General features: G+C 56.7%; 11 protein-coding genes and 1 pseudogene. 4 read left to right on the forward strand and 8 right to left on the reverse strand.

Features of this window, described 5'->3' with window-relative positions:
- Positions 1-203: 203 nt before the first annotated feature.
- The 4 genes from EZV60_RS17595 (at position 204) to EZV60_RS17620 (ending at position 12,580) form a co-directional block, all read left to right on the forward strand.
- Complete coding sequence (locus EZV60_RS17595; protein ID WP_135507141.1) at positions 204-2,585, forward strand: pentapeptide repeat-containing protein; 2,382 nt, start codon at positions 204-206, stop codon at positions 2,583-2,585.
- 33 nt (positions 2,586-2,618) lie between these two features.
- Positions 2,619-5,897 carry a hypothetical protein gene (locus EZV60_RS17600; RefSeq protein ID WP_135507143.1) on the forward strand — a complete coding sequence of 1,093 codons (3,279 nt, stop codon included), beginning with the start codon at positions 2,619-2,621 and terminating at the stop codon, positions 5,895-5,897.
- Between the two features lie 87 nt (positions 5,898-5,984).
- Positions 5,985-8,171, forward strand: coding sequence for a pentapeptide repeat-containing protein (locus tag EZV60_RS19190; protein ID WP_167853574.1), 2,187 nt, complete (start codon positions 5,985-5,987; stop codon positions 8,169-8,171).
- Between the two features lie 551 nt (positions 8,172-8,722).
- A complete protein-coding gene (locus EZV60_RS17620) occupies positions 8,723-12,580 on the forward strand; it encodes a beta strand repeat-containing protein (protein WP_135507144.1) in 3,858 nt (1,285 codons plus the stop codon).
- Between the two features lie 96 nt (positions 12,581-12,676).
- On the opposite strand, the pseudogene EZV60_RS17625 reads toward EZV60_RS17620, so the two are convergent.
- The 8 genes and pseudogenes from EZV60_RS17625 to EZV60_RS17660 all read right to left on the reverse strand — a co-directional run.
- Positions 12,677-13,014, reverse strand: a pseudogene (locus EZV60_RS17625) (IS5/IS1182 family transposase); the annotation flags it as partial.
- A gap of 62 nt (positions 13,015-13,076) precedes the next feature.
- The gene (locus tag EZV60_RS17630; protein WP_135507146.1) at positions 13,077-13,712 is read right to left on the reverse strand and encodes a DUF1326 domain-containing protein; all 636 of its coding nucleotides are present in this window, start codon (positions 13,710-13,712) and stop codon (positions 13,077-13,079) included.
- 53 nt (positions 13,713-13,765) lie between these two features.
- Positions 13,766-14,527: a DUF2182 domain-containing protein gene (locus EZV60_RS17635; RefSeq protein ID WP_135507148.1), complete on the reverse strand. Its 762-nt coding sequence runs from the start codon at positions 14,525-14,527 to the stop codon at positions 13,766-13,768.
- Positions 14,528-14,597: 70 nt separating this feature from the next.
- Positions 14,598-15,236: a DUF1326 domain-containing protein gene (locus EZV60_RS17640; protein ID WP_135507150.1), complete on the reverse strand. Its 639-nt coding sequence runs from the start codon at positions 15,234-15,236 to the stop codon at positions 14,598-14,600.
- A gap of 407 nt (positions 15,237-15,643) precedes the next feature.
- Positions 15,644-16,456 (reverse strand): metallophosphoesterase family protein, encoded by an 813-nt coding sequence (locus EZV60_RS17645; RefSeq protein ID WP_167853575.1) that lies wholly within the window; start codon positions 16,454-16,456, stop codon positions 15,644-15,646.
- 122 nt (positions 16,457-16,578) lie between these two features.
- The gene (locus EZV60_RS17650; protein ID WP_135507154.1) at positions 16,579-18,147 is read right to left on the reverse strand and encodes a VanZ family protein; all 1,569 of its coding nucleotides are present in this window, start codon (positions 18,145-18,147) and stop codon (positions 16,579-16,581) included.
- A gap of 283 nt (positions 18,148-18,430) precedes the next feature.
- The gene (locus EZV60_RS17655) at positions 18,431-18,706 is read right to left on the reverse strand and encodes a hypothetical protein (RefSeq protein ID WP_135507156.1); all 276 of its coding nucleotides are present in this window, start codon (positions 18,704-18,706) and stop codon (positions 18,431-18,433) included.
- A 353-nt stretch (positions 18,707-19,059) separates the two neighbouring features.
- The gene (locus tag EZV60_RS17660) at positions 19,060-19,734 is read right to left on the reverse strand and encodes a discoidin domain-containing protein (RefSeq protein ID WP_135507158.1); all 675 of its coding nucleotides are present in this window, start codon (positions 19,732-19,734) and stop codon (positions 19,060-19,062) included.
- Positions 19,735-20,044 lie beyond the last annotated feature (310 nt).

The raw sequence follows: 20,044 nt of genomic DNA on the forward strand, positions 1-20,044 counted from the left end.
GCAGAATTGTGCGGGTTCAAACCCTCAAGCGACAATTTCCCACCAGGATTACTTCGATCTACGCCGAGCCATTAGAGCTCGACTGAACTTTTACGGCTCCTTCGATTCGTCTGAACGCACTTTGTTCCGGGTTGACAGCTATCGTTTAGGTGGTGCCTACTGACTTTTTGCTCAACCATAAATTTACAAACGGACGTGTGCTTATGTTCAGGACCTTTTCGACCCTGGCTCTATTTTTCTTGGCAAGCGCCGCGAGCGCGTCCTGTCCTACTTCCACTCCGGCGGACTACTCTGGTCAGACCATCAACGGTTTCAACTTCGGCAGCTGCCCGGCAAAAAGTCTCATCGGGGCGAATTTCACAGGCGCAAACCTTCAGGGGTCCACCTTTGCGTCTTCGGATCTGACATCGGCAGATTTCACCGGCGCGGCACTTGGACCAAGCGCCAGCTTTCCACCCGCGAATTTCAATGGCGCAACACTTAAGGATACGATCTTCGTTGGCGCTCAGATGCCCGCGACAAACTTTACCTTCGCCAAGATCCATTGCGCAGATTTCTCGAAGAGCAACCTTCTTGAGGCCGATTTCGGAGCTCTACAGGAAATCGTCCAGGATGGGTCCTGCCGGACAAAGTTCGTGGAAGCCAGTCTGGATATCGATCTGATTACCGATGCCAACACCATCGGGCAACGCGGCAACTGGAGCGCCAGCGATTTTACCGACGCGAATTTTCACGGGTTGGACCCGAATTCCATCAATTTCAGAGGCCAGGACATCAACGGCGCAATTCTGACTGGCACAAATTTCGTCGGTATCGACTTTTCTGGCGCAAACCTCAGCAACGTGAAATTCGACGAGGCTTTCCTGCAGAATACAGTTTTCAGCCACGCCGCGCTGAATGGGGCTGATTTCACCGGATCGGCAATGACGGATTCCACCTTCATCTGCGCACAAGCGTATGGCAGCGCGGGTGGTATACAGATGCCTGACGGATCGCCCTGTCCGGCAGCACCGGCACCGGTTGATGCCACGGCTCCGGTCAATTTCAACGATGCAACGCTGGACAGGTCCGATTTCACCGGCGCGCAGTTGTCACAAGCCAAGTTATCCGGTGCGGTCCTTACGCGCGGCACATTCAGCCATGCCGACCTGAGCCAGGCGGTTTTCGAAGCGGAGGGCGCGTCCATCCCACCCGCGCAGGTGAAATTCGCCATTTTCGATTTCGCGAAGTTCAGTCAGTCGCGTATTTCATCCGTCGACTTCTCCGGCTGTTCCATGATCGGAGCGGATTTCTCTGGCACCACGCTCAGCGGGACGAATTTCGCCGGTGCCACGATGGATACCGCCCGCTTTACGAAGGCGAATATTCAGCAGACCGATTTCAGCCAGACAAGTCTGAAATCCTCTGATTTCGTTGGCGCCAAGATTTCGCAAATCACCGGGGCCGGAAAGCCGACGGAGTTCAGTTGTGCGCAGTTGGGCGGCGCTGATTTTTCCAATGCCTCTGTCAGTTCGGCGCTCTTCAATGACGCGGTAATGGTGGACAAGCAATTCTGTTGCAAACCCAAGACCAAAGGCGCGCCGCCGTATTGCGGGATCATCGACAGTCTCGGTGTGGCCTATGCCCAGACAATATTCCCCGGCGTCACAGGAACTTCCGTGCGATGTCCGGATAACAGGCTTGCGCAAACAACCGCGTCGGGCAAGGACCCCGCGCAATTATGCACCGACACCTGGCGGTTGGCGCAAAACTGGACAACAACCGGCTGTACGGCCTCGGGTCAGACAACCATGTGGTCCATAAATTGCAGTGCCAAGCCGGGCAATGTCGTGAAATTCGCGGACAAGAACCTCAAGGCCTGCATATTAGACGCCCTGCCGCAGGGACAGACCGAAGTGCTGATCACAACCGCCGAGGTGATCGGCGCGGTCAATTGTCCGGGACGCGGGATCAGTGATATCACAGGTCTGGAACATTTCACCGCAATGCATACGCTCGATCTGAGCAACAACAAACTGACGAATTTTTCGCTCAGCTTCGTGGGAAACAAGACTGCGCTTGTCTCTCTCAACCTCGAAGCGAACCAGCTGACCTCACTCGACCTGTCTGCGATCAAGCCGGTGCAGTATCTCAATGTCGCCGACAACCAGTTGGGCGGGATTGTTCTGTCGGCGGATACTTTTCTGTATTCCCTTAACGCTCAATACAACAAGCTGACGAGCTTCGTGCTGCCGATCCAGACAACGCTTCTTTATGCGGATTTGTCCAACAACGGCCTTACAGACGTTCTGGGACCTTTCGCCAAGGATCTTACAGCGATGACTTCGCTTGGGTTTCTGGATCTGTCGAACAATGCCCTCGGCACCATCGGACCGGTGACCAAGATCATCTCCGAAAAGACGCCGACCGGCTCCGCCGGCGGATTGCTTCAACGTATGTACCTTCAATGCAACCCTAACTTTTCTTGCGGTGACTTGGGTGAGGTGAACGGAACGAAATATCCCGCCATCGGCACCGCCGGATGCAGCAAATACATCGCTTCGAGCCTTTCTTGGGTCGGGCAACCCCACCCTAATTGCAACTGATTTCATTTCACAAAGGCTGAGAGAGGCACGACCATGAAGCTCAATTTTACCCCAAAGCCCGTCATGTTTCACGCCGATCTTTCCGATGCCCACCCGGGCGAGGATTACTTTCTTGCGCATTGCGGCAAGCGGCACCGCTTTGTCCCGCATACCGAGGAGACTCTTGCCGATGCCATCGGTGATGCCCCTCACCAGCAGCCGCATGCGGCCCTCAAGGGGGCAACACATTACATCGAAGCGCCCGTGCATATGCCCGCCGATACGGTTTCGCGTATTCATATTCGCCATACGATGCGCACCTTCGAGGGCAGTCATGGCGAAGAGGGCATAAGTCATTCCGCAATGTATTTTCCTCATGACGAGGACGCCTTCGCCACGGGCGCTGAAATGGTTCACGCAACGGCTATCGATTACACCTCGACCGCGAAAACGTTCCTGTTTCACCATCCCGATCTTGTCACCAAGGACAAAAAGGGCGCCGCGACCATTCTTGGGTTGATGAACAACACCAATATCGCGACGCACATCAATGCCTTGGCCACGCAAATGCGGATGATGGGCCAGCCGACGGAAACCTCGGGCTGGGCCACGCTAGAACCCTTCGTGGAAAAAAGCGAAGAGGCCAATTACGACCCTAAATCATGGGGAACCTATCGGCAGCACCCCACCGATCAGGTCCAGACCGCCGCCTTCACGCCGCTCAAAATGCTGATCAATCAGGTCAACAATCTGGCCGCTCTAGAGAACGTCAAGTGGACCGTCCAACCTGGCATGGCGGTGCAAACTGCAGACGGCGGCCCGCAGGTTCAGAAATTCGCCACGCTTCTCGCTCTGCCTGCCAAGGAAAGGCTGTCCGCGCAGCAGAACGACGAGTGGTCGGTGGCTGTCGCAAATTCCCAAGCGGTCAACCAGTTGAAATTTGAAGTTTCGGTCAAGGATGCCGCGAAAAACCAAATCAACGTCAAGTTCGAAAACACCGCGTTTCGGTATCTCGGCCTCTATGCGCGGTTCTTTGATGCCGCGGGCAAGGCCATGTCGCTCCCCAACTGGACCGTCGATGATCAGCCGTTGTCGACCAAGATCATTATCGAGGCCTTCGATAATCAATACGATGACATGCGGTTTATCGGCATGATCTCTCCGATGAATTCGGTCTACGCGGTGCCGTTGCCGCCGCCCGGTGAAACCGAGGTGACCTTCACCTTCCCGCCCGGCGCCGTCTCTTGCACGTTGTATGGTTCGGGATTGGGTACGGGGGCCGATCTTTGGCCCAAGACGCCAGCCCTGGGCGGAATTCTGACGGCCGTCTTCAATCTCGGAGTGCCGTCGATGCTTTTGGCCGTGGGGGCTGCGGCGCAATCATACAAGCCGCTCTATGACATTGTGCAGAAACTGAGTTCCAACAAAAAGGTCATGGTGGCAGGCGCGCTGCTGATCGCGGCCTATATCGGCGGCACGTCTGCGGCGAACCGAAAGTTCAATTGGTCGGCGGCGACTTCGGTGGTCAAATTTCTGTTTGAGTCCGGCGTAGGCAAGGCATTGGCCTGGGCGGAGCTTGAAATGGCCGGAGGCGCCATTGAGGATGAGATCCCCTTTGCCGGCTGGATCATGTTGACGATCAACATAGCTGCCACTGCCGCGCAGATGGCTGAAACGATTATCACAATCGCCACCTCGCCGTGGAACATCGAAAACAAGGTCGCGATCACCATCAGCTCGACCGTTGACGTATTTCCCGACCCTCGTGCGCAGGTATTTCCGCAGGGATCCGACCGCAAATATGTGGTCAAGATGATTTATCAGAACGACAACCGTCCTACGGTCAGCTACGAACACGCGGTGAGCGATAGCGCTGCGCCGGCCAGCCTGCAAGCGGTGTTCGAGGGGAATACGCTCGGTGGACAGGTCAAACTTGAGGCGGATTTCTACGTCGGAGACTGGTTGGCAGGAAAGGCTACCACGGGCTGGATCAACAACAACGAAGCCGAGATGGCCCAGCAAAATCTTTATCTTGTGCAATACCCCAGGCCACTGGATAGCAAGTCCGTTTACGCGCATACGCAGATCCTGACCTATTCGGGCGGCAAATACGCTTGGAAAGTCGAAAGCACGGCACCGACCGCCACTGTCGCCAGCCGTGATAATTCCCCAACTGGCAATCATTTCGGCGACTGGACCGGTCTGTCACTCAGCCAGCGAAAGGCAATGTTAGGGATAGGGTTTCAAGCCGCCGGTACCGGGTTGCCTCAATGCGGGCAAACCACGCCTGGCGGACAGCTTTTCACGTTCCAAACCGTTGCGATCCCCGGCATGCTCGACATCGCCGAGAAGTTTCCGTCGTGCGGGTTCGCGGGTAAATCGCGCATGGTATTTGACTATTTCCCGCCGAAATTTCTGATGGACAGCAGCGGAAACTGGGCCAAGGGTCCGGACGGCAAGATTCCCACGCCAGACCCAAAAGACATCGACCTGGGCGAGTATTACATTGATCCGCGCCCCGAAACGCTGCCCACGGAAAAGGGCGGTGGCTATCATCTGAGAAAAGTGGCGCTTGATGCCACGACCCCTTTCGACATGGACCCTGCGCAGCCCAGCTATGGCCGCTTTCCGCTATTTCCCGACTCGATCACGCTGCATCCCTCTTTGCAGGTCATCGGTGTCAATTCGTCCACGAAGAAACTGATGGTCGCCAGATTGCAGGTTGCCGGTGCGGCGGACACGGACGTACCGCTGGCTGATTTCGCCGCGGGGCCCGCCACCGACCCAAGCCGCCCGGGTCTGATGTTCTATCCTGTCGCGGTCAGCTGCGCCTATGACGGCACCATTCTCGTGCTGGAGGACACGTCCGCCGATCCGGATCACAACGGCCAGCAGGTTGCGCGGATTTCGGCCTATGACCTGTCGATGAATCCGATTGAACGCTTCGTCGACAGCGCAGGTCAACCGACCTACTGGTTGTATCTGAGCGGGGCCACGGGCGCGACTTATGTCGACATGCAGACCGTCGGCGACGAATTGATGACCTATATCTACGTCCTGTCCTACAAGGGGGCCGGGATCAACCCGTCGGACTACGCCATGGCGGTTTATACCTATGGTAAAAAACCGCCGGCGCAGAATCCGCTGGTCACGACTCCGAACATGGCGGCCGCCGGTCTGGCGGTAGACATGTGGCACACGGTTTACACGCAGAACTATGCCATGGTGACAGATGGGGCAGGGAAGCCCGCAGGCCCCACTGTTGCGGGCGCGGGTCCTGATGGGCGCACCGGTCCTTCGATCAGTATGTGGCTGCCGCCGCTGCCGAACTGATGCCAATCACGCATACAAATGTTTCCGTCACGGCGTCCAGGCCGGCGTTGCGACAGTGGCGAAAGTTTTTTATGAGGAGAGTCCGACATGACCGTTTTTCATACGACATGGTTAAAAGCCTGGATCGCTATTTTCGCGATAGCCCTGGCTGCGGCAGACGCCAAAGCGCAAGGCATTCCCGTGATCTGCCCAGGGTGTGACCTTAAGGGGCAGGATTACTCCGGTCAGACGCTGACAGGGCCTAATTTCGCCGGAGCGGACCTCACCGGTGCCAAGTTTTCCGATACAGTGATCATCGGTGGCAATTTCATCGACGCAGACCTGAACGGCGCGGATTTCCAGGCCGTGATGCTGCAGGCGGATGCCCGCGGCGTGCCCACGATGTTTCAGGATGCGGACCTTACAGGCGCAAACTTCACCGGCGCCACCATCGACGCGGCCGATTTTCAGTATGCTGACCTTAGCTGCAGCAGCTTTCCGAAGGTCAACCTGTCAAATGCAGTGTTTGGTCCCCGGCTTGCAATGAAAAGTCTCGCGGGCTGCACGGCTGATTTCACCGAAGCTGTGCTGACTTGCGAATTCGCTCACGCGATTGATGCGCTCGACCGCGATCGGGCAGAGTTGCCTGATTGCACGGTTGCACTGGAAGACGGCACGGCAGTCGACCCGTGGTCAACTACAAGCGAAGTCGAGTCGGATGAAGCCAACGGCAGTGGAGACGAAAGAGACAATGGTATCTCGAAGAGCGGTGTGTCCATGATGCTGATGGCCCCGGCCAATGTGCTGGAAAGATCGGTCAAGGCGAGTTCGCAGACCGTTTTTGTTGCACCGGAAGGCACCGATGCGCCCGGATGCGGGGCAAGTGTTTCGTCCTACTGCAAGACCATTTCGTTCGCGGCCGGGCAGTGCAACTTTGCCGATTGCACGGTAGCCTTGGAATACGGAAAATATGCTCCTGCAGCAGCTATCGCGCCAGGCAAAGGGGCAATCACCGTCGCGGGCGGATATGTTGGCGGCAAACCGGTTGGAACTTACCAGTCCCAGATCACGGCGCCGCCAGACGGTGTGCCGGCTTTCGACCTGACAGCGAAGGACAGCGGGATTATACTATCTCACTTGTTGGTCATCGGCACTTCGCCCTCGGCGCCGAAGGTCTCGGCTCAGACCGTCGCGCTACGCGCGTCTGCCACAACCGTGACACTTGAAAATGTCAATGTGCTGGCCGCGCCGGGCACAACGGGGCCTGTCCCTGGCGATGGCAGTTCCGGGGCTGATGGCAAGACCGGCGATCCTGGAACGTCTTCCAAGTCTCCTGGCGCGGGTGGTGCGTCGACTTGCGGTGCGGCCGGCGGTACCGGTGGCAAAACCGTCTCTAACAAGATCTCTTCGAGTTTTACTTGGTATTTGGTCTGTGAATATGACTGCGATCTGGAGTGGCAGAACGCGGCAAATGGGCAGCCCGGTGGAACTGGAACTTATGCCTCTGGGTCATCACTGAAAAAGAAAGATGCCTTGGCCTGCTACGCCTGTCCGGATGGCCGAGGCAGCCTTCCGAAATCCGCGGCCACAGGTACGGCAGGCAGCAATGGCAGTTGTGGGGCCGGTGGTCAGGCTTCGACCGATACAGCCGGCAGTTTTGACGCCAGCGGCGTTTGGAGCGGCAGCACCGCCAGCTCTGGCGGAGCGGGTTTGGCTGGCGGCGGCGGCGGCGGCGGTGGCCCGGGTGGCTCGTGCGGCTATGCCAACTGCGTATGTCACGGCAGCACCTACAATGGTGGCGCGGGCGGCGGCGGCGGCTCGGGCGGTTGTGGCGCGACACCCGGAAAGGGTGGCAACATGGGAGCGGCGAGTTTTGGCATCGTCCTGGTGGGGGCCAAGCTTGGCTTAACAGGTGATCCATCCGTGGTCACAGGTGCGCGCAGCGGTGACGGCTCGGCCGGAGGAGCAGGCCAGAAAGGTGGCGCAGCAGGTTCTGGCGGCGCGGGCAAAAGCTTTAGCAATTACTGCAACGATGGGGGCGCATCCGGCGCGAAGGGGGGTGCGGGCGGCATCGGCGGTGCCTCGGGCGGCGGAGGCGGCGGCAATTCCGGCCCGAGTGTCAACATTGCCCTGACCGGCAGCGGTGCTTCCATGACCGGCACACCGGTCTTTTACCTCGGTGCGGCTGGACAAGGGGGCGGCAAAGGCGCAGCGGGTGTCTCGACGTCCAATTGCACTGCGACGGATGCCGCCGACGGCAATCAGGGCCTTGTAGCGACGACGCACACCTTTTGAGGTGATAACATCATCTCTTTTTCCAGGTGTGGAACCGGACCTGTCTCTAGCATTGCAACAACACTGCGTCGTGCCAGCCGGCCTCTGCCATTAACGGATGGCAAAGGGGTGCTTAGCCGCCCCTTGTCTAACTTGCCCAGTCAGTTCGCTCCAGTATTTCTTCGATCTCTGCTTTTCGATACCGCGGCGTTGGGAAAGAGGCTCATTTCCTTCAAGGGAAACGCATTGTTTCGAGGTTGAAAAACCGGCAATGCTCTGTGAGCGCACTCCCGACAAACTTCAACCTAAAAGGTAGCAAGAATTCTCGATAGCGAGCATTCTGATGCTTATTTTCATGCGATTATTCATACTCAACAGGGCCATAGGTTGCGCTGATGAAAAGACGGACGCTTTACCGATAAGGGCGAAATAGGAACAAGTCCTCGAGGGCGCGTTGGCGCTTTCATGCTTGATGATCCTTTAACAGTATCGGCCACTTAGGTATCGTCGGACTGAATCGGCAGAGGCTTTTACCCTGCATTTTTCACACACCCTTTTTACGGGATATCGAAATGCCGCTTACACCTGAGTTCTGGCTTCCCAAATTCACGGCGAATATAACCACCACAGCGGCGCAATTCGAACCGCGTATCACTCAGTTGACGAACGGCAACATCCTGGTGGCCTGGACTTCAACCGACGACACCGGCGTTGGCGCCGCCCCCGGTACGGATATCATCGGTCAGCTCTATGACGCTTACGGCACCGCGATTGGCAGTGAAACACGATTGAACAGCGGTTTCATTTCCGACAACGAGCGCAATTTCGACATTGCCGCGCTCGATAACGGCGGTTTCGTGGTCGTCTACGAAGACGAGAATGGGTCGAGCGTCAACCAAGCATTAATTGCTTCGGAATGGACCACGACATCGACCGGGTTTGGAACTGCAACCGACCGTACCATCGCCACTTCGCCCGACGCGGGCGACATAGTGCGCACCCCTACTGTGACCTCCGCCTCTGATGGCAGTTATACTGTGGGCTACGAGCAGTTCGACAGTTCCATGAGCGAAAACAATCTGCTCTTCGTGAACGTCGATGCCTCGGGCACGGTTGGGACAGTGCAAACGGCCATCCCGGGGTCCGGCAGCGCAAGCTCAGAGGTGGATTCCGCGCGGCTGACCAACGGCGACGTGGTTTTTGTCTATGATCTCGACCTCGCAGGCGCTGACGCCGCAATTGCCTATTCGGTTAGAAATCCGGTGACCGGCGCCACACCCGCAGGCGCCGCCTTTGTGGCCAACACCGATTCCAACGGCGACACCGATTTAAGTGCCTCGGTTGTCGCGCTGACCGGCGGAGGCTTCGTTATTGCTTGGCAGAATACTGACGCTGCCGATACCGACATCGAGATGCAGCGCTTTGACAATTCCGGCGTCGCCCAGGGCAGCATCATCAACGTCGACATCGGCAATTCCACCGACATAAATACCGAGGTAGAGCTGGTAGCGCTCGCCGATGGTGGCTGGCTCGTGCTTTGGGACGATGATGAAACCGGCGGCTTGGCTGGACGTGGCGAACGGTACAGTGCGACCGGCGCCCTTGTTGGCAGCCAGTTCGTCTTCGATAGCGCAAACGCCGATCACACCGAGGCGGTGTTGCTCGACGACGGGCGGGTGGCGCTTGTCTGGAATGATGGCGAGATCCATTCCGCGATACTTGATACCCGCGACAATGCCAACACCGTGCTCGGACCCTCTGGCCTGCAGACAGGAACGATCGGCGATGACGTGTTCACCGCGGACAGTTCAGCCACAGTGGTGAACGCCTGGGACGGCATCGACACGGTGACTGCGAATGGTACCTCTAAGGAATATCGACTCGGCGAAGGCGATGACCGTATGAATGTCGTCTCGGTCATCGACGCCGACAGCTACAACGGAGGTGGCGGTACCGACACGATTGACTGGTCGTTGGTTGGTCAGGCTGGGGGGATTTTTGATCTTGCCGGCGGTACGGCGACGGACGGCTTTGGCGTTGTCGAGGAAATGACCGAGTTCGAGAATCTTATAGGCACTGATAACTCGGACGTTGTCGTCGGCACCGTAGGCGCCAACAGTCTCGAAGGCGGAAATGGCAACGACACTCTGTTTGGTGACGCAGGCCAGGATACTATTCTGGGCGGGAACGACAACGATCTGATCGAAGGAGGAGATGGGCCCGACCTTCTTGATGGTGGTTTGGGTGTCAACACTCTGAGCTACGAAAGCTCGACTTTCGCGGTTGAAGTAAACCTTCAAACCGGGTTTGCGGGATTCGGTGACGCCGCGGGCGATACGATTTCCAACTTCGATAATCTCGTCGGGTCGGAAGAGGCTGACCTGCTTGCCGGAGATAGCGGAAACAACAGCATCGAGGGCCTGGGCGGCAACGATACACTCAGAGGCGGTCTTGGTGACGACACGCTTGACGGTGGTGCCGGTGATGACTTGGTCAGCTACTCCGACGCCACAGGCAGTGTTGTGATTGTTCTGAAAAGCATTCCTTTGGCGAGCTCCGTTTCTGGTGCTGACGGCAATGACACGTTGCTCAATGTCGAGAACGTCGAAGGCTCTGGGTTCGGTGATTTCATCACCAAGGATACTGGCTCGGGGCAGGTCTTTGGAGGCGCAGGTAACGACCTTCTGACCGGGCGGGGCACTTCCATTCTGACGTCGCTTTTGGACGGCGGCGCGGGAAATGACACGATTGCCATGCAGGATGGCCAATTCATCGGAAATGTGGATGGCGGAACTGAGATCGATACGTTCGACCTGAGCGCGAAAACCGATTTCGGACTGGATGTGAACCTGCAGACCGAGCAGCATTTTCACATCAAGACTGGCTTTCAAGATCTCTCCGATCTGTTGAACTTCGAGAACGTGATCGGAACGCAACTTGATGACAGAATCCACGCCAATCGTTTCGATGCTAACGTGATCGATGGCGGTGCGGGCAACGACACACTGTCGCTGGATGAGTTTTCAGCAGCTGGCAACAATACACTGCGTGGTGGCGCCAATGACGACGAGATAGTCGTGCCCGGGTTCCTTGGCGATGAACTTGATGGCGGTGATGGCACCGATACCCTTGTCGTACGGGAGAGCGCAGCCTTAGGTTCGAGCGTTACAATCGACCTTTCGGGTGAAGAAGTCAGAGTTAGCGGCAGCTTTATCGGCCAGGTGCTGAACTTCGAGAATTATCGGCATGATGCCACTGGAAGCTCCAACGAGGACGTGATCGGCAATGCCCTTGGCAACCGGATCGAAATCCTCGGTTCTGGTGACAATAGTATCCAAGGTCTTGGAGGCGACGACACACTTCTAGCGGGAGGCGGCGACGACACGCTCGAAGGGGGCGCCAACAACGATACCCTGGACGGCGGGGAAGGTGCTGACCGGATGGTCGGGGGTACGGGCGACGACACGTATTTCGTGGATAATGCCGGAGACACGATCGTCGAGAACGGCAACGAGGGCACGGACCACGTCAACGCCTCGATCAGCGTGGCGTTGAAGGATTTCAGTCAGGCGCTGGAGACGCTGACGCTGACGGGGTCTGCGGATATCGACGGGACCGGGAACTTCGCGGCGAACACGATCACCGGCAATTCCGGCAACAACGTTCTGAACGGGGCGTTCGGGAACGACACGCTGATCGGCGGGGCCGGGAACGACACGTTCCAGGACACGGCGGGCGCTGACCGGATGGTCGGGGGTACGGGCGACGACACGTATTTCGTGGATAATGCCGGAGACACGATCGTCGAGAACGGCAACGAGGGCACGGACCACGTCAACGCCTCGATCAGCGTGGCGTTGAAAGATTTCAGTCAGGCGCTGGAGATGCTGACGCTGACGGGGGCTGCGGATATCGACGGGACCGGGAACTTCGCGGCGAACACGATCACCGGCAATTCCGGCAACAACGTTCTGAACGGGGCGTTCGGGAACGACACGCTGATCGGCGGGGCCGGGAACGACACGTTCCAGGACACGGCGGGCGCGGATCATATGGATGGTGGCACAGGCGCAGACGTGTTTTTCGCCGGGAACGGCTCGGATCACATGGTGGCGGGGCTGGACGCAGATATTGATCGGTTCGTTTTCTCTGATATCGCGGACTCTGCCGTGGGGGCTCAACGCGACAGTATCGAACAATTCGTTCGCGGCGACGACCTGGTTGACCTCCGTCAAATCGATGCAAACACAGCGGTTGCCAGCGATCAGCCCTTTGTGTTCGCAGTGGGACCCGCGAATAACTCGATTTGGGTACAAGCTGGCGGCAGTGGCCTTAGCGTTTTCGGCGACGTGAACGGAGATGCCACGGCTGATTTCGAGATTTTCCTTGACGGACAGGCGAGCATGAACGCCGCTGATTTCCTGCTTTGAATACTTAGGCTCTAGAGGGATATCGAACGAATTGGTGGTATCGCCCAGTTTGTAACGGTCGTCTTGCATGAGGCAGTGCAGAGGATGCTAGGTTCAGGACTCATAGCCAGGATGTCCAAGCAGCCAGTTCACATTGGGCAAACTGCTCACCAATGGATGGGCACCGATGTAATCGCTTGCCGGTCCTGCGGTCACGAACAGGTTCAGCCGGCGTCCTTGGCTGTCGCAGATGGCGTGTAGCTTGGTATTCATGCTCCTCTTAGTCCGGCCAATCAGGCGTCCACGCCCCCTTTTTGATGCGAAGACTGGTCGCAGTGCGGTGTGCCTTCAGGTACGTGGCGTCGATCATTGACGCGGGGTTTGCCGTGTGGCTTGGGGAAGAAGGGCTCAAGACGCGGCATCGGCGCATCTGTCAGCCAGAATAGACCAGACATATTCACCGCTCGCTTTACGAGCCGTGAATCACGCAGCCAAGCGGAATCAATGGGTCCTGAGCCTAGTGTACGACACCTGTTGGTCCGTGCTTCATGAAGTGCCATTGTCCGTAGCTGTCTTTCAGGTCCAGCTTGATCGGCGTGGTGGCAGTCGTGGAGGCGTTGCCCACTTCGGCAATCGAGAACTCAATCCCGTTGGGCATATCGATGCGAACCCGGTGCTCGCCTTCACTATGTGGCGGCTTGATGGGCCGCCCCTCGGATGTCAGAATATCGCCGATCTGTATCTCGGCGCGGCGCGCTTCCATGTCGGTATCCATTTCGATGGTCGCGTAGATTGTGTCGTGAAGTGTGGGGCACATGGCGCGGAAAACCCACCAGTGCGTGGCCTCCTCATCGGTTTCACCGCCCGTGAGGACCGTTTCAAGCGCCGTGCGTTGCTCCGGCGAGGCGGATTTGTCGATAATCAACTGCATCTCTCCACCTCCCTCGTAGATTGGCCCCGGCCAGGCATAGACAATAGCAACCTTAACTCCTGAAAGATCGACCTCCGCAAAATGACCCTTGGTGATTTCCATCACCTCGAAGCCCCGGCAATTGCCCTGGGTCGGATCTTCCTCGAATTGACAGGGACAGGCATACCCGCAATTGCAGTTGCCGTATGCAGGTCCTTCGACATACCAGTCTACATGCGCCATAAGTAAGCTCCTTTCCGCGGTCTTCGCCGCATTAGACGGCTCGGTCATCTCTTTCAGAGTACCGAGACGGAAATCCATACGCCCGCCGTGATCAGACACAAGCCGGTCGACCATGAGACAAGACGTGGATACGGGACGAGTTTTTCGGCCAGCACGTAGGCAGCAAGACCGACAATCCAGTAGAGGTTCATGATACCGCCTACGAACAGCAGCGCCATCAAGGCCCAACAACAGCCCAAGCAATAGGTGCCGTGATGCAGGCCCATGCGAAGAGCTCCGATATAGCCCTTTTTGTTGTGTGCGGACAGAAAGTGCGCCGGCGATCGACAATGCCGAAGACAGGCCGCCTTGAGCGGCGAGAATTGATATAGCCCCGCAAGCAGCAGCACGGCACCGGCGACAGGTCGTGCGGCCAGCGTCATCATCGGCCCGTTGGTCAGCCCGACAGCTTCCGTAAGTCCTTGCAGCAGCGTTGCCATCGCGCTGAAACCCAACCAAGCCAGCAAGTAGCCAGAAAGAAACGTGAGGCCGAGGCTTTCGGCCTGCGACTTTTGTGAGCCGTGCCTTTTCAAAGCGATGAACAGCAGAAGAACCGGCACGGCGCTGGGGGTCATCATGGCGATCATCATCACCCACCACATGAGGAAAACCAAAAGGAAGTGGGTCGTGGTCCACGTTGCGGCGGGACCCATGGTCATCGGTTCGCCGATGGGGCCGACCATACGCGTCATATCAAGCGCCGACATGGGCATGCCAACACCGAAGACCGTGTAAAGCCCGGCCAGGACGAAAACCAGGAACACCGCACCGATCACGATCCATGTGTCGCGCGTAACGATCCTATCTATAGTTCCTGGAGCGTCCGCAATCGCGCTGGTCTGCGCTTTAGGCGGCGACACGGCCCTTGCCCGTCAGATGCAGACTGGCCATGTGCGCGTGCGTTCCAGTGTTCTTGTCAAGCTGAAGCTCGCCGCCCGTGGTCTTGGTGTGCCCTTTCGCCATTTCGGCAAAGCCGAACTCAAACCCGTGAGGCAAAGCGATCCCGATGCGATGCGGCTCGCCCGTCACGATGTTCGGAATTGGCTCGGCGTTGATCTCGAAGACACCTTCCACGGTAGCCTTCCCGGTTCTTTCGTCGGCGTTCATTTCCAGCGAAACAGGCGCGTAAATCGTCGGGTGCTTGTTTGGGCACATGGCGCCGAAGACGAACCACATGGTCGCCATTTCCTCGGTATCGGCGCCCGTCATGATCGCTTCCAGTGCGGCGCGTTGATCTTCATCCGCCTTGGGATCGATGATCAGTTGCATGTGCCCGTTGCCTTCGTGGATCGGACCCGGCCATTTATAGACGCCGCCTGCGGTCAGGCCGTCCAGAGTGGTCTTGCCATAATGCCCCTTGTGGATCTGGTAAACCACCGCAGCTTCGCAGGTGCCGTCGGTTGGCAGAACCCCGAACTGGCACGGGCATCCGAAATTGCAATTACAATTGGCGAGTTCCTCACCTTCGATTTCCCAATCGGTCATCAATCTGTCCCCCTGATGGATCGTGACTTTAAAAGATCACGAGTGTCGTTGCTCGGAGGTCGAAAATCGATACGCACGCCAAGTTGCTTGGCACAATTGCCTCAAAATTTATGTCTCACAGGTATCACAGAATGCCCAGTATGTCAGTAAGTTTTACTTTAATACCCGAGGGTTGAGAAATCAGCCGCGCCTTCTTCAAATGGCTGTTTCTGCAAGCGCTGGCGCCATCTGCGAGATGCATGCTGGTCTTTATGCGTTTTCGGGCAACAGGCGATCCATTGGCAGTGAGATGGCAGTCAGACTATTTTCGACTGTGCCCTTCGAAGCCGAGACAATTACCTTGTGTTGCACGCAGGAATGGCACGACAAAGTTCAAGAAGGTCTTATCTGAGTGGCCTCAAGATAGGTCACTGATCAGGATGGCCTGTACTCGAATCGTATGTCAAATATTCCCACTCAATTCGATCGTCTTTGAGCGTGATCGAGGTGAAACCTCTGGCCGTTCCATAATAGGGACCCCGCCACCATCCTCCGCAGAGAGCTCCACCTGTCAGGAATGTGGAGCCGCGCCAATAGATCGCCTCGCTCACGTGTAGGTGGCCTTGGAGTAAGAGGATGAGGTTGTGCCGGGCGAACAGGTCCAGAATTTCGACATTGTTGAGAACGACACGATTGGCTTGCGCTTGAAAGGTAGTGCCTTTTGTTGCAGCGAAAAACGTCGTCAAAAGCGGCATGTGCAGTAGCAGCACTATGGGTACGTCACGTGGCGTAGACGCAAGCAACTCTCTGATCCACTCTGTCTGCTCCGATGAAATCCATCCTTCGTACCTATGGCTGTCATTCGAAATGCGTAAGGAATCCAGCAAGATGAAACGGTATCCCAGCGCTTCAAATGAATCATAAGTGCGGCTTAGGCCGAGATGGCGCTTAAAGTCCGAACGCGGGTCGGTCCCATCGTGACCATTGTTTTGCAGTGCACCGACAAGATCGTGGTTGCCGAGAACAGCGTGATGCTCTGCCCGAATGGCGCGTGCCATATTCATGTATGCGTTCCACCTTGGCGCCATCTCTTTCGAATTCGAGGCGAACCCACCCGAGATTAGATCACCGCCACATAGAACGAGATCAGGGTTTTGTGCGTTCATCGCTTCGGCCGCCATTGCCAGCGCCGCCGAGGTTTCGTCTCTGCCGTCGGCATGGATGTCTGTGTAAAAGACCAACCGTAAGTCGCCTCGCCCAGAGCCGCGCATGCTGCGTGTTGTCCGTGCGTAGCCAGGCGACGCCACGACAGCGGCTCCGGCACCAAGGGATTTGAGAAATCTGCGTCGTGAAATGCCTGAGGTCATGTGGCAAGTGTGGTCTGAGACGCCCGCCTGCAGATGAACGCACCGAACAGAAGCGCGGCCACCATACCTGAGAAGATGAGCGCGGTTTGGCGGGGGCTGTAGTTTACGATCAGATGACGGCTCACACCGCTTTCATAGGGTTCGCTCAAATCAGCCTCCGTTCTCGCCTTGGCCTTTTGTTCGGGGGACCATCTCAAGCTGGACTCGTGCAGCAAGTCACCGAAATTCTTTTCCAGAATGTAATTTTCCCAATAAGCAGTTGCGAAATATTCAGCCCGTTCGGCTCCGGCCTCGTGCTTCATCGCGCGCTTTAGATAGACGTCACGACGGAGTTGATGGATTCTGGCTTCGTAAAGAAACGGGTTCGCCAGAGGAGAATAGATATCCATGAATTTCTCATGTTTTTCCCGTTCATTATAGTGGTCGATGTTGGGAGCGTTACCCTCGGCTTGGAAGGCGGCTGACCGGCGCAATTCTTCGCCTGTCATTCGTGATCGGAACGAAACTGTATCCGGATTTCCATGAAGATGTCCGTATTCGACCATGATATGCTGGTCCTGATTGGGATCAATAAATCCAAGGCCCGGCACACTGTGCGCGTACCGAATTATTCTATCGGGAGTGTTTTGCAGGCAGAACCCTAGATAGCCGACACTAACCGCGCCTAGCAAACAGAGACGTCTCAGGCTCTCCCAGCCTGGAAAGCCGGAAATCAGCTTTGGTTGGATACCCGCGGCAAGGCCGATCTGCACAAGGGCAACCGCCTTGAAGTTCAACCAGATGTCCCGCAGGTCGAAATAACGCCCGGACGTGAGCCACTGCACGGTTTCGTCGACCATGCCCAAAAAAGTCCCCGTAACGGTGACCGCCACGTAAATGCTGTAGTCGCGAATGCGATGACTGAATGCGCGAAAGAGCAAGAAGGACAGCATACCGTACTGCACATAGTGGATTGCTTCTTCGGCGCTGCCTTTGGCGAGATCGAACGAAAGATAGACAACCAGGGCGGCCAGACCCAGCAGCCAAGCGCATGAGGCAAGAGACCATCGCTGCCGGGTTGCGTACAAGGCAGCTGCTGCCGCAAGAAAAGCCGACACGGCAACAAAGAATGTAAAAAATCCGCTTCCCAAGTGCTCTCTTATGAAGTTCACGCCGTCTCTTACGTGAGGCACGGTTGCGAAGAGGAGAGCTGACCAAAATACAGGAAAAGCCCAAGACAAGGCCTCTCGCTCTTTCGGTGCGCTATCGAACATAAAAAAACCTGCTGTTTCGTCCCGCGTGTCTAAATAAATCATTTGATCGCTTTGCGTTGACGTCAACTTTGCCAGAGTTGTGATCAGAAAAAAACGCACATCGAATCTCAAGGCGGTGTTCACTTTGGCCCTATTTTTCGTTGCCGCCGACGCCCCGGCGAGGGTCAGGTCAAATTGCCCGCTGCCCTCATGGTTTGGAATAACGATCCGGTGGGAAAGCCCGCGTGCCTTCAGTCCGAATTTCGTCCGAACCATCGGGGTGGCATACTTACAGAAGCGCGGCAACCGGTCCGTCATTTTCTTATAGATCACCGGACGGTGAATGCGCTTCGCATTTCAAATGATGACTGGCTTGCGACGAGTGAGAAGTGTGACGGCTCGTGGTTACCCGCCATGGTCGTCAAGCTCAGTGCGCGACCGACGCAACAGAATTGCCCGCTGGTATTGGGTGTAAAATAGGGGCACGCAAAGACCTTACAAGTGCGCCCGAAAACTATACTCATCAGACGTAAGGCGTCCGCCAAAGTGAGGTTCACCGAACTTGCTCTTGGTCACTCAGGTCGTGTGTAGACTATGCGTCACCTTCAGATATCATTTATGTCGCGCCGCGTGCCGCTTCCGGGTGTTCAGCCAGAAAGCCTCGCAGCACGGCAAAGAGTTCTCGCGCATGCTCCACGTTGTCTTGGTTCAAAGCGGCACGAATATCGTCGCAAATCATTTCATGCACTTTTTGAGGGCCATGATGCACATGCATCAGGTAGTCACCCATCAGGGCTGCATCGAATGTCGTGAAATGCTCGTGTTCCGCCAGGGCATCGATTTCCTTGCGTGTAAGCGCGGACATGTCTTCAACATCTTCCAAGGCGATCATGGCTGTGTCCCTCCCAACTGAAACACACTGCCAAATTCGACAAGTCTTGACCTTGACCTGTCTCAAATCACGATTGGCACTTGGAGGCGCTGGCAACAGCACAGTTTGTGCGGGGCTCGGTACATGCCTCCGTCCACAGGAGTTCCTAAAAAATGCTCGGCACGTGTTTTGGCGTGCAAGCACGTTGATCCTGTCTTTACCCGGACATGATCGTAGCCAAAAGACGACGGCGTCCCAGAAACTAATCTGGGACGCAACTCTAACTTCATAAAACACTCAGGCGCCGACATCCGTCAAAGCGCCATAATCAAACGGCTGCCTGAGGACGACGTAGCTTAGAGAACGTGTCCTGCTCAGGCGGAGCGGCGGCGCCTCCGGCCCACTGCAGCGCCGATACCGAGACCGGTAAGAAGCATCAGACCGGCACCGGGCACAGGGATAGCGGCCACTCTGGAAAAGGCGATCTCGCCAAGACCGCAACCCGAGAAGCTGAGACCGCCGGCTTGCGGGCATCCGGACAGTTCCATGCGGAAGAACTGCAAGCTTGTCACCGATCCAAAACCAAAGACCTGAGCGCCGTAGTCAATGTTCGCCGGGCTGGCCAGCGGACTGATCGAACCGAGACTGGAGAAGTTCACGCCATCGGTCGAAGACGAGAGCAGTGCGCTCGTGAAGCCCGCCCCATCCTCATGCCACAATGCGAGCCTATCGAGCGAGAGAACGCTACCCAGATCGAACACCAGCGTTGCGCTGCTCACGGGAGTGGCGGTAAACCACTCGGTCGTGTTCAGGGTATTATGGGTCGGGTTTGTTGCCAGATAAGCGTCGAAATCGGTTACGCCACTGATATAGGTCGAACTCAACCCGGTTTGATCGATCGCATTGCTGATGTCATTTCCAGGGCCGAACGTGCTACTGGCCGTTGCGCTGTTTGCACCGACGATTGTTGCTGCTTGGCTGGCGGTGGCCGCCAAGACCAGCGCGCTTGCAAGTATGCCGTTTTTTAGTACCGAAAACTTGCGTTTCATCCTATGAAATCCCCCGTTGAAAACTTGACAATAATACCCGGCTTGCGTGAAAAGGGCAATCTAAAGCTACATTTCAGACGGTGAGCTGAGGGCAGAATTCTGGCGTGGCGCACCACTGCAGCGTGATTTCCTTGAAGCGGTCATAGAACACCGCCAGATTGGCCCAAATTGGAACCGGCCATTCGCGACGCGCCCGTTCTATGTAACTCCAGCGGACTTTTCTTCCTGATGCTGGCGCAGCGAGACCTGCCGATTGGCGGAGACCTTATCTCCAAGCCAGTTTCCGCGTTGCATCACACCTTTGCTGAAG

Source organism: Roseovarius aestuariivivens, assembly GCF_004761875.1.
Taxonomy (GTDB): domain Bacteria; phylum Pseudomonadota; class Alphaproteobacteria; order Rhodobacterales; family Rhodobacteraceae; genus Roseovarius; species Roseovarius aestuariivivens.

Bases quoted from the DNA above. Each gene is read 5' to 3' on its own strand.
- EZV60_RS17620 (WP_135507144.1), top strand. From the start codon at position 8,723: ATGCCGCTTACACCTGAGTTCTGGCTTCCCAAATTCACGGCGAATATA.
- EZV60_RS17595 (WP_135507141.1), top strand. From the start codon at position 204: ATGTTCAGGACCTTTTCGACCCTGGCTCTATTTTTCTTGGCAAGCGCC.
- EZV60_RS19190 (WP_167853574.1), top strand. From the start codon at position 5,985: ATGACCGTTTTTCATACGACATGGTTAAAAGCCTGGATCGCTATTTTC.
- EZV60_RS17600 (WP_135507143.1), top strand. From the start codon at position 2,619: ATGAAGCTCAATTTTACCCCAAAGCCCGTCATGTTTCACGCCGATCTT.
- EZV60_RS17640 (WP_135507150.1), bottom strand. From the start codon at position 15,236: ATGACCGATTGGGAAATCGAAGGTGAGGAACTCGCCAATTGTAATTGC.
- EZV60_RS17655 (WP_135507156.1), bottom strand. From the start codon at position 18,706: ATGATCGCCTTGGAAGATGTTGAAGACATGTCCGCGCTTACACGCAAG.
- EZV60_RS17660 (WP_135507158.1), bottom strand. From the start codon at position 19,734: ATGAAACGCAAGTTTTCGGTACTAAAAAACGGCATACTTGCAAGCGCG.
- EZV60_RS17630 (WP_135507146.1), bottom strand. From the start codon at position 13,712: ATGGCGCATGTAGACTGGTATGTCGAAGGACCTGCATACGGCAACTGC.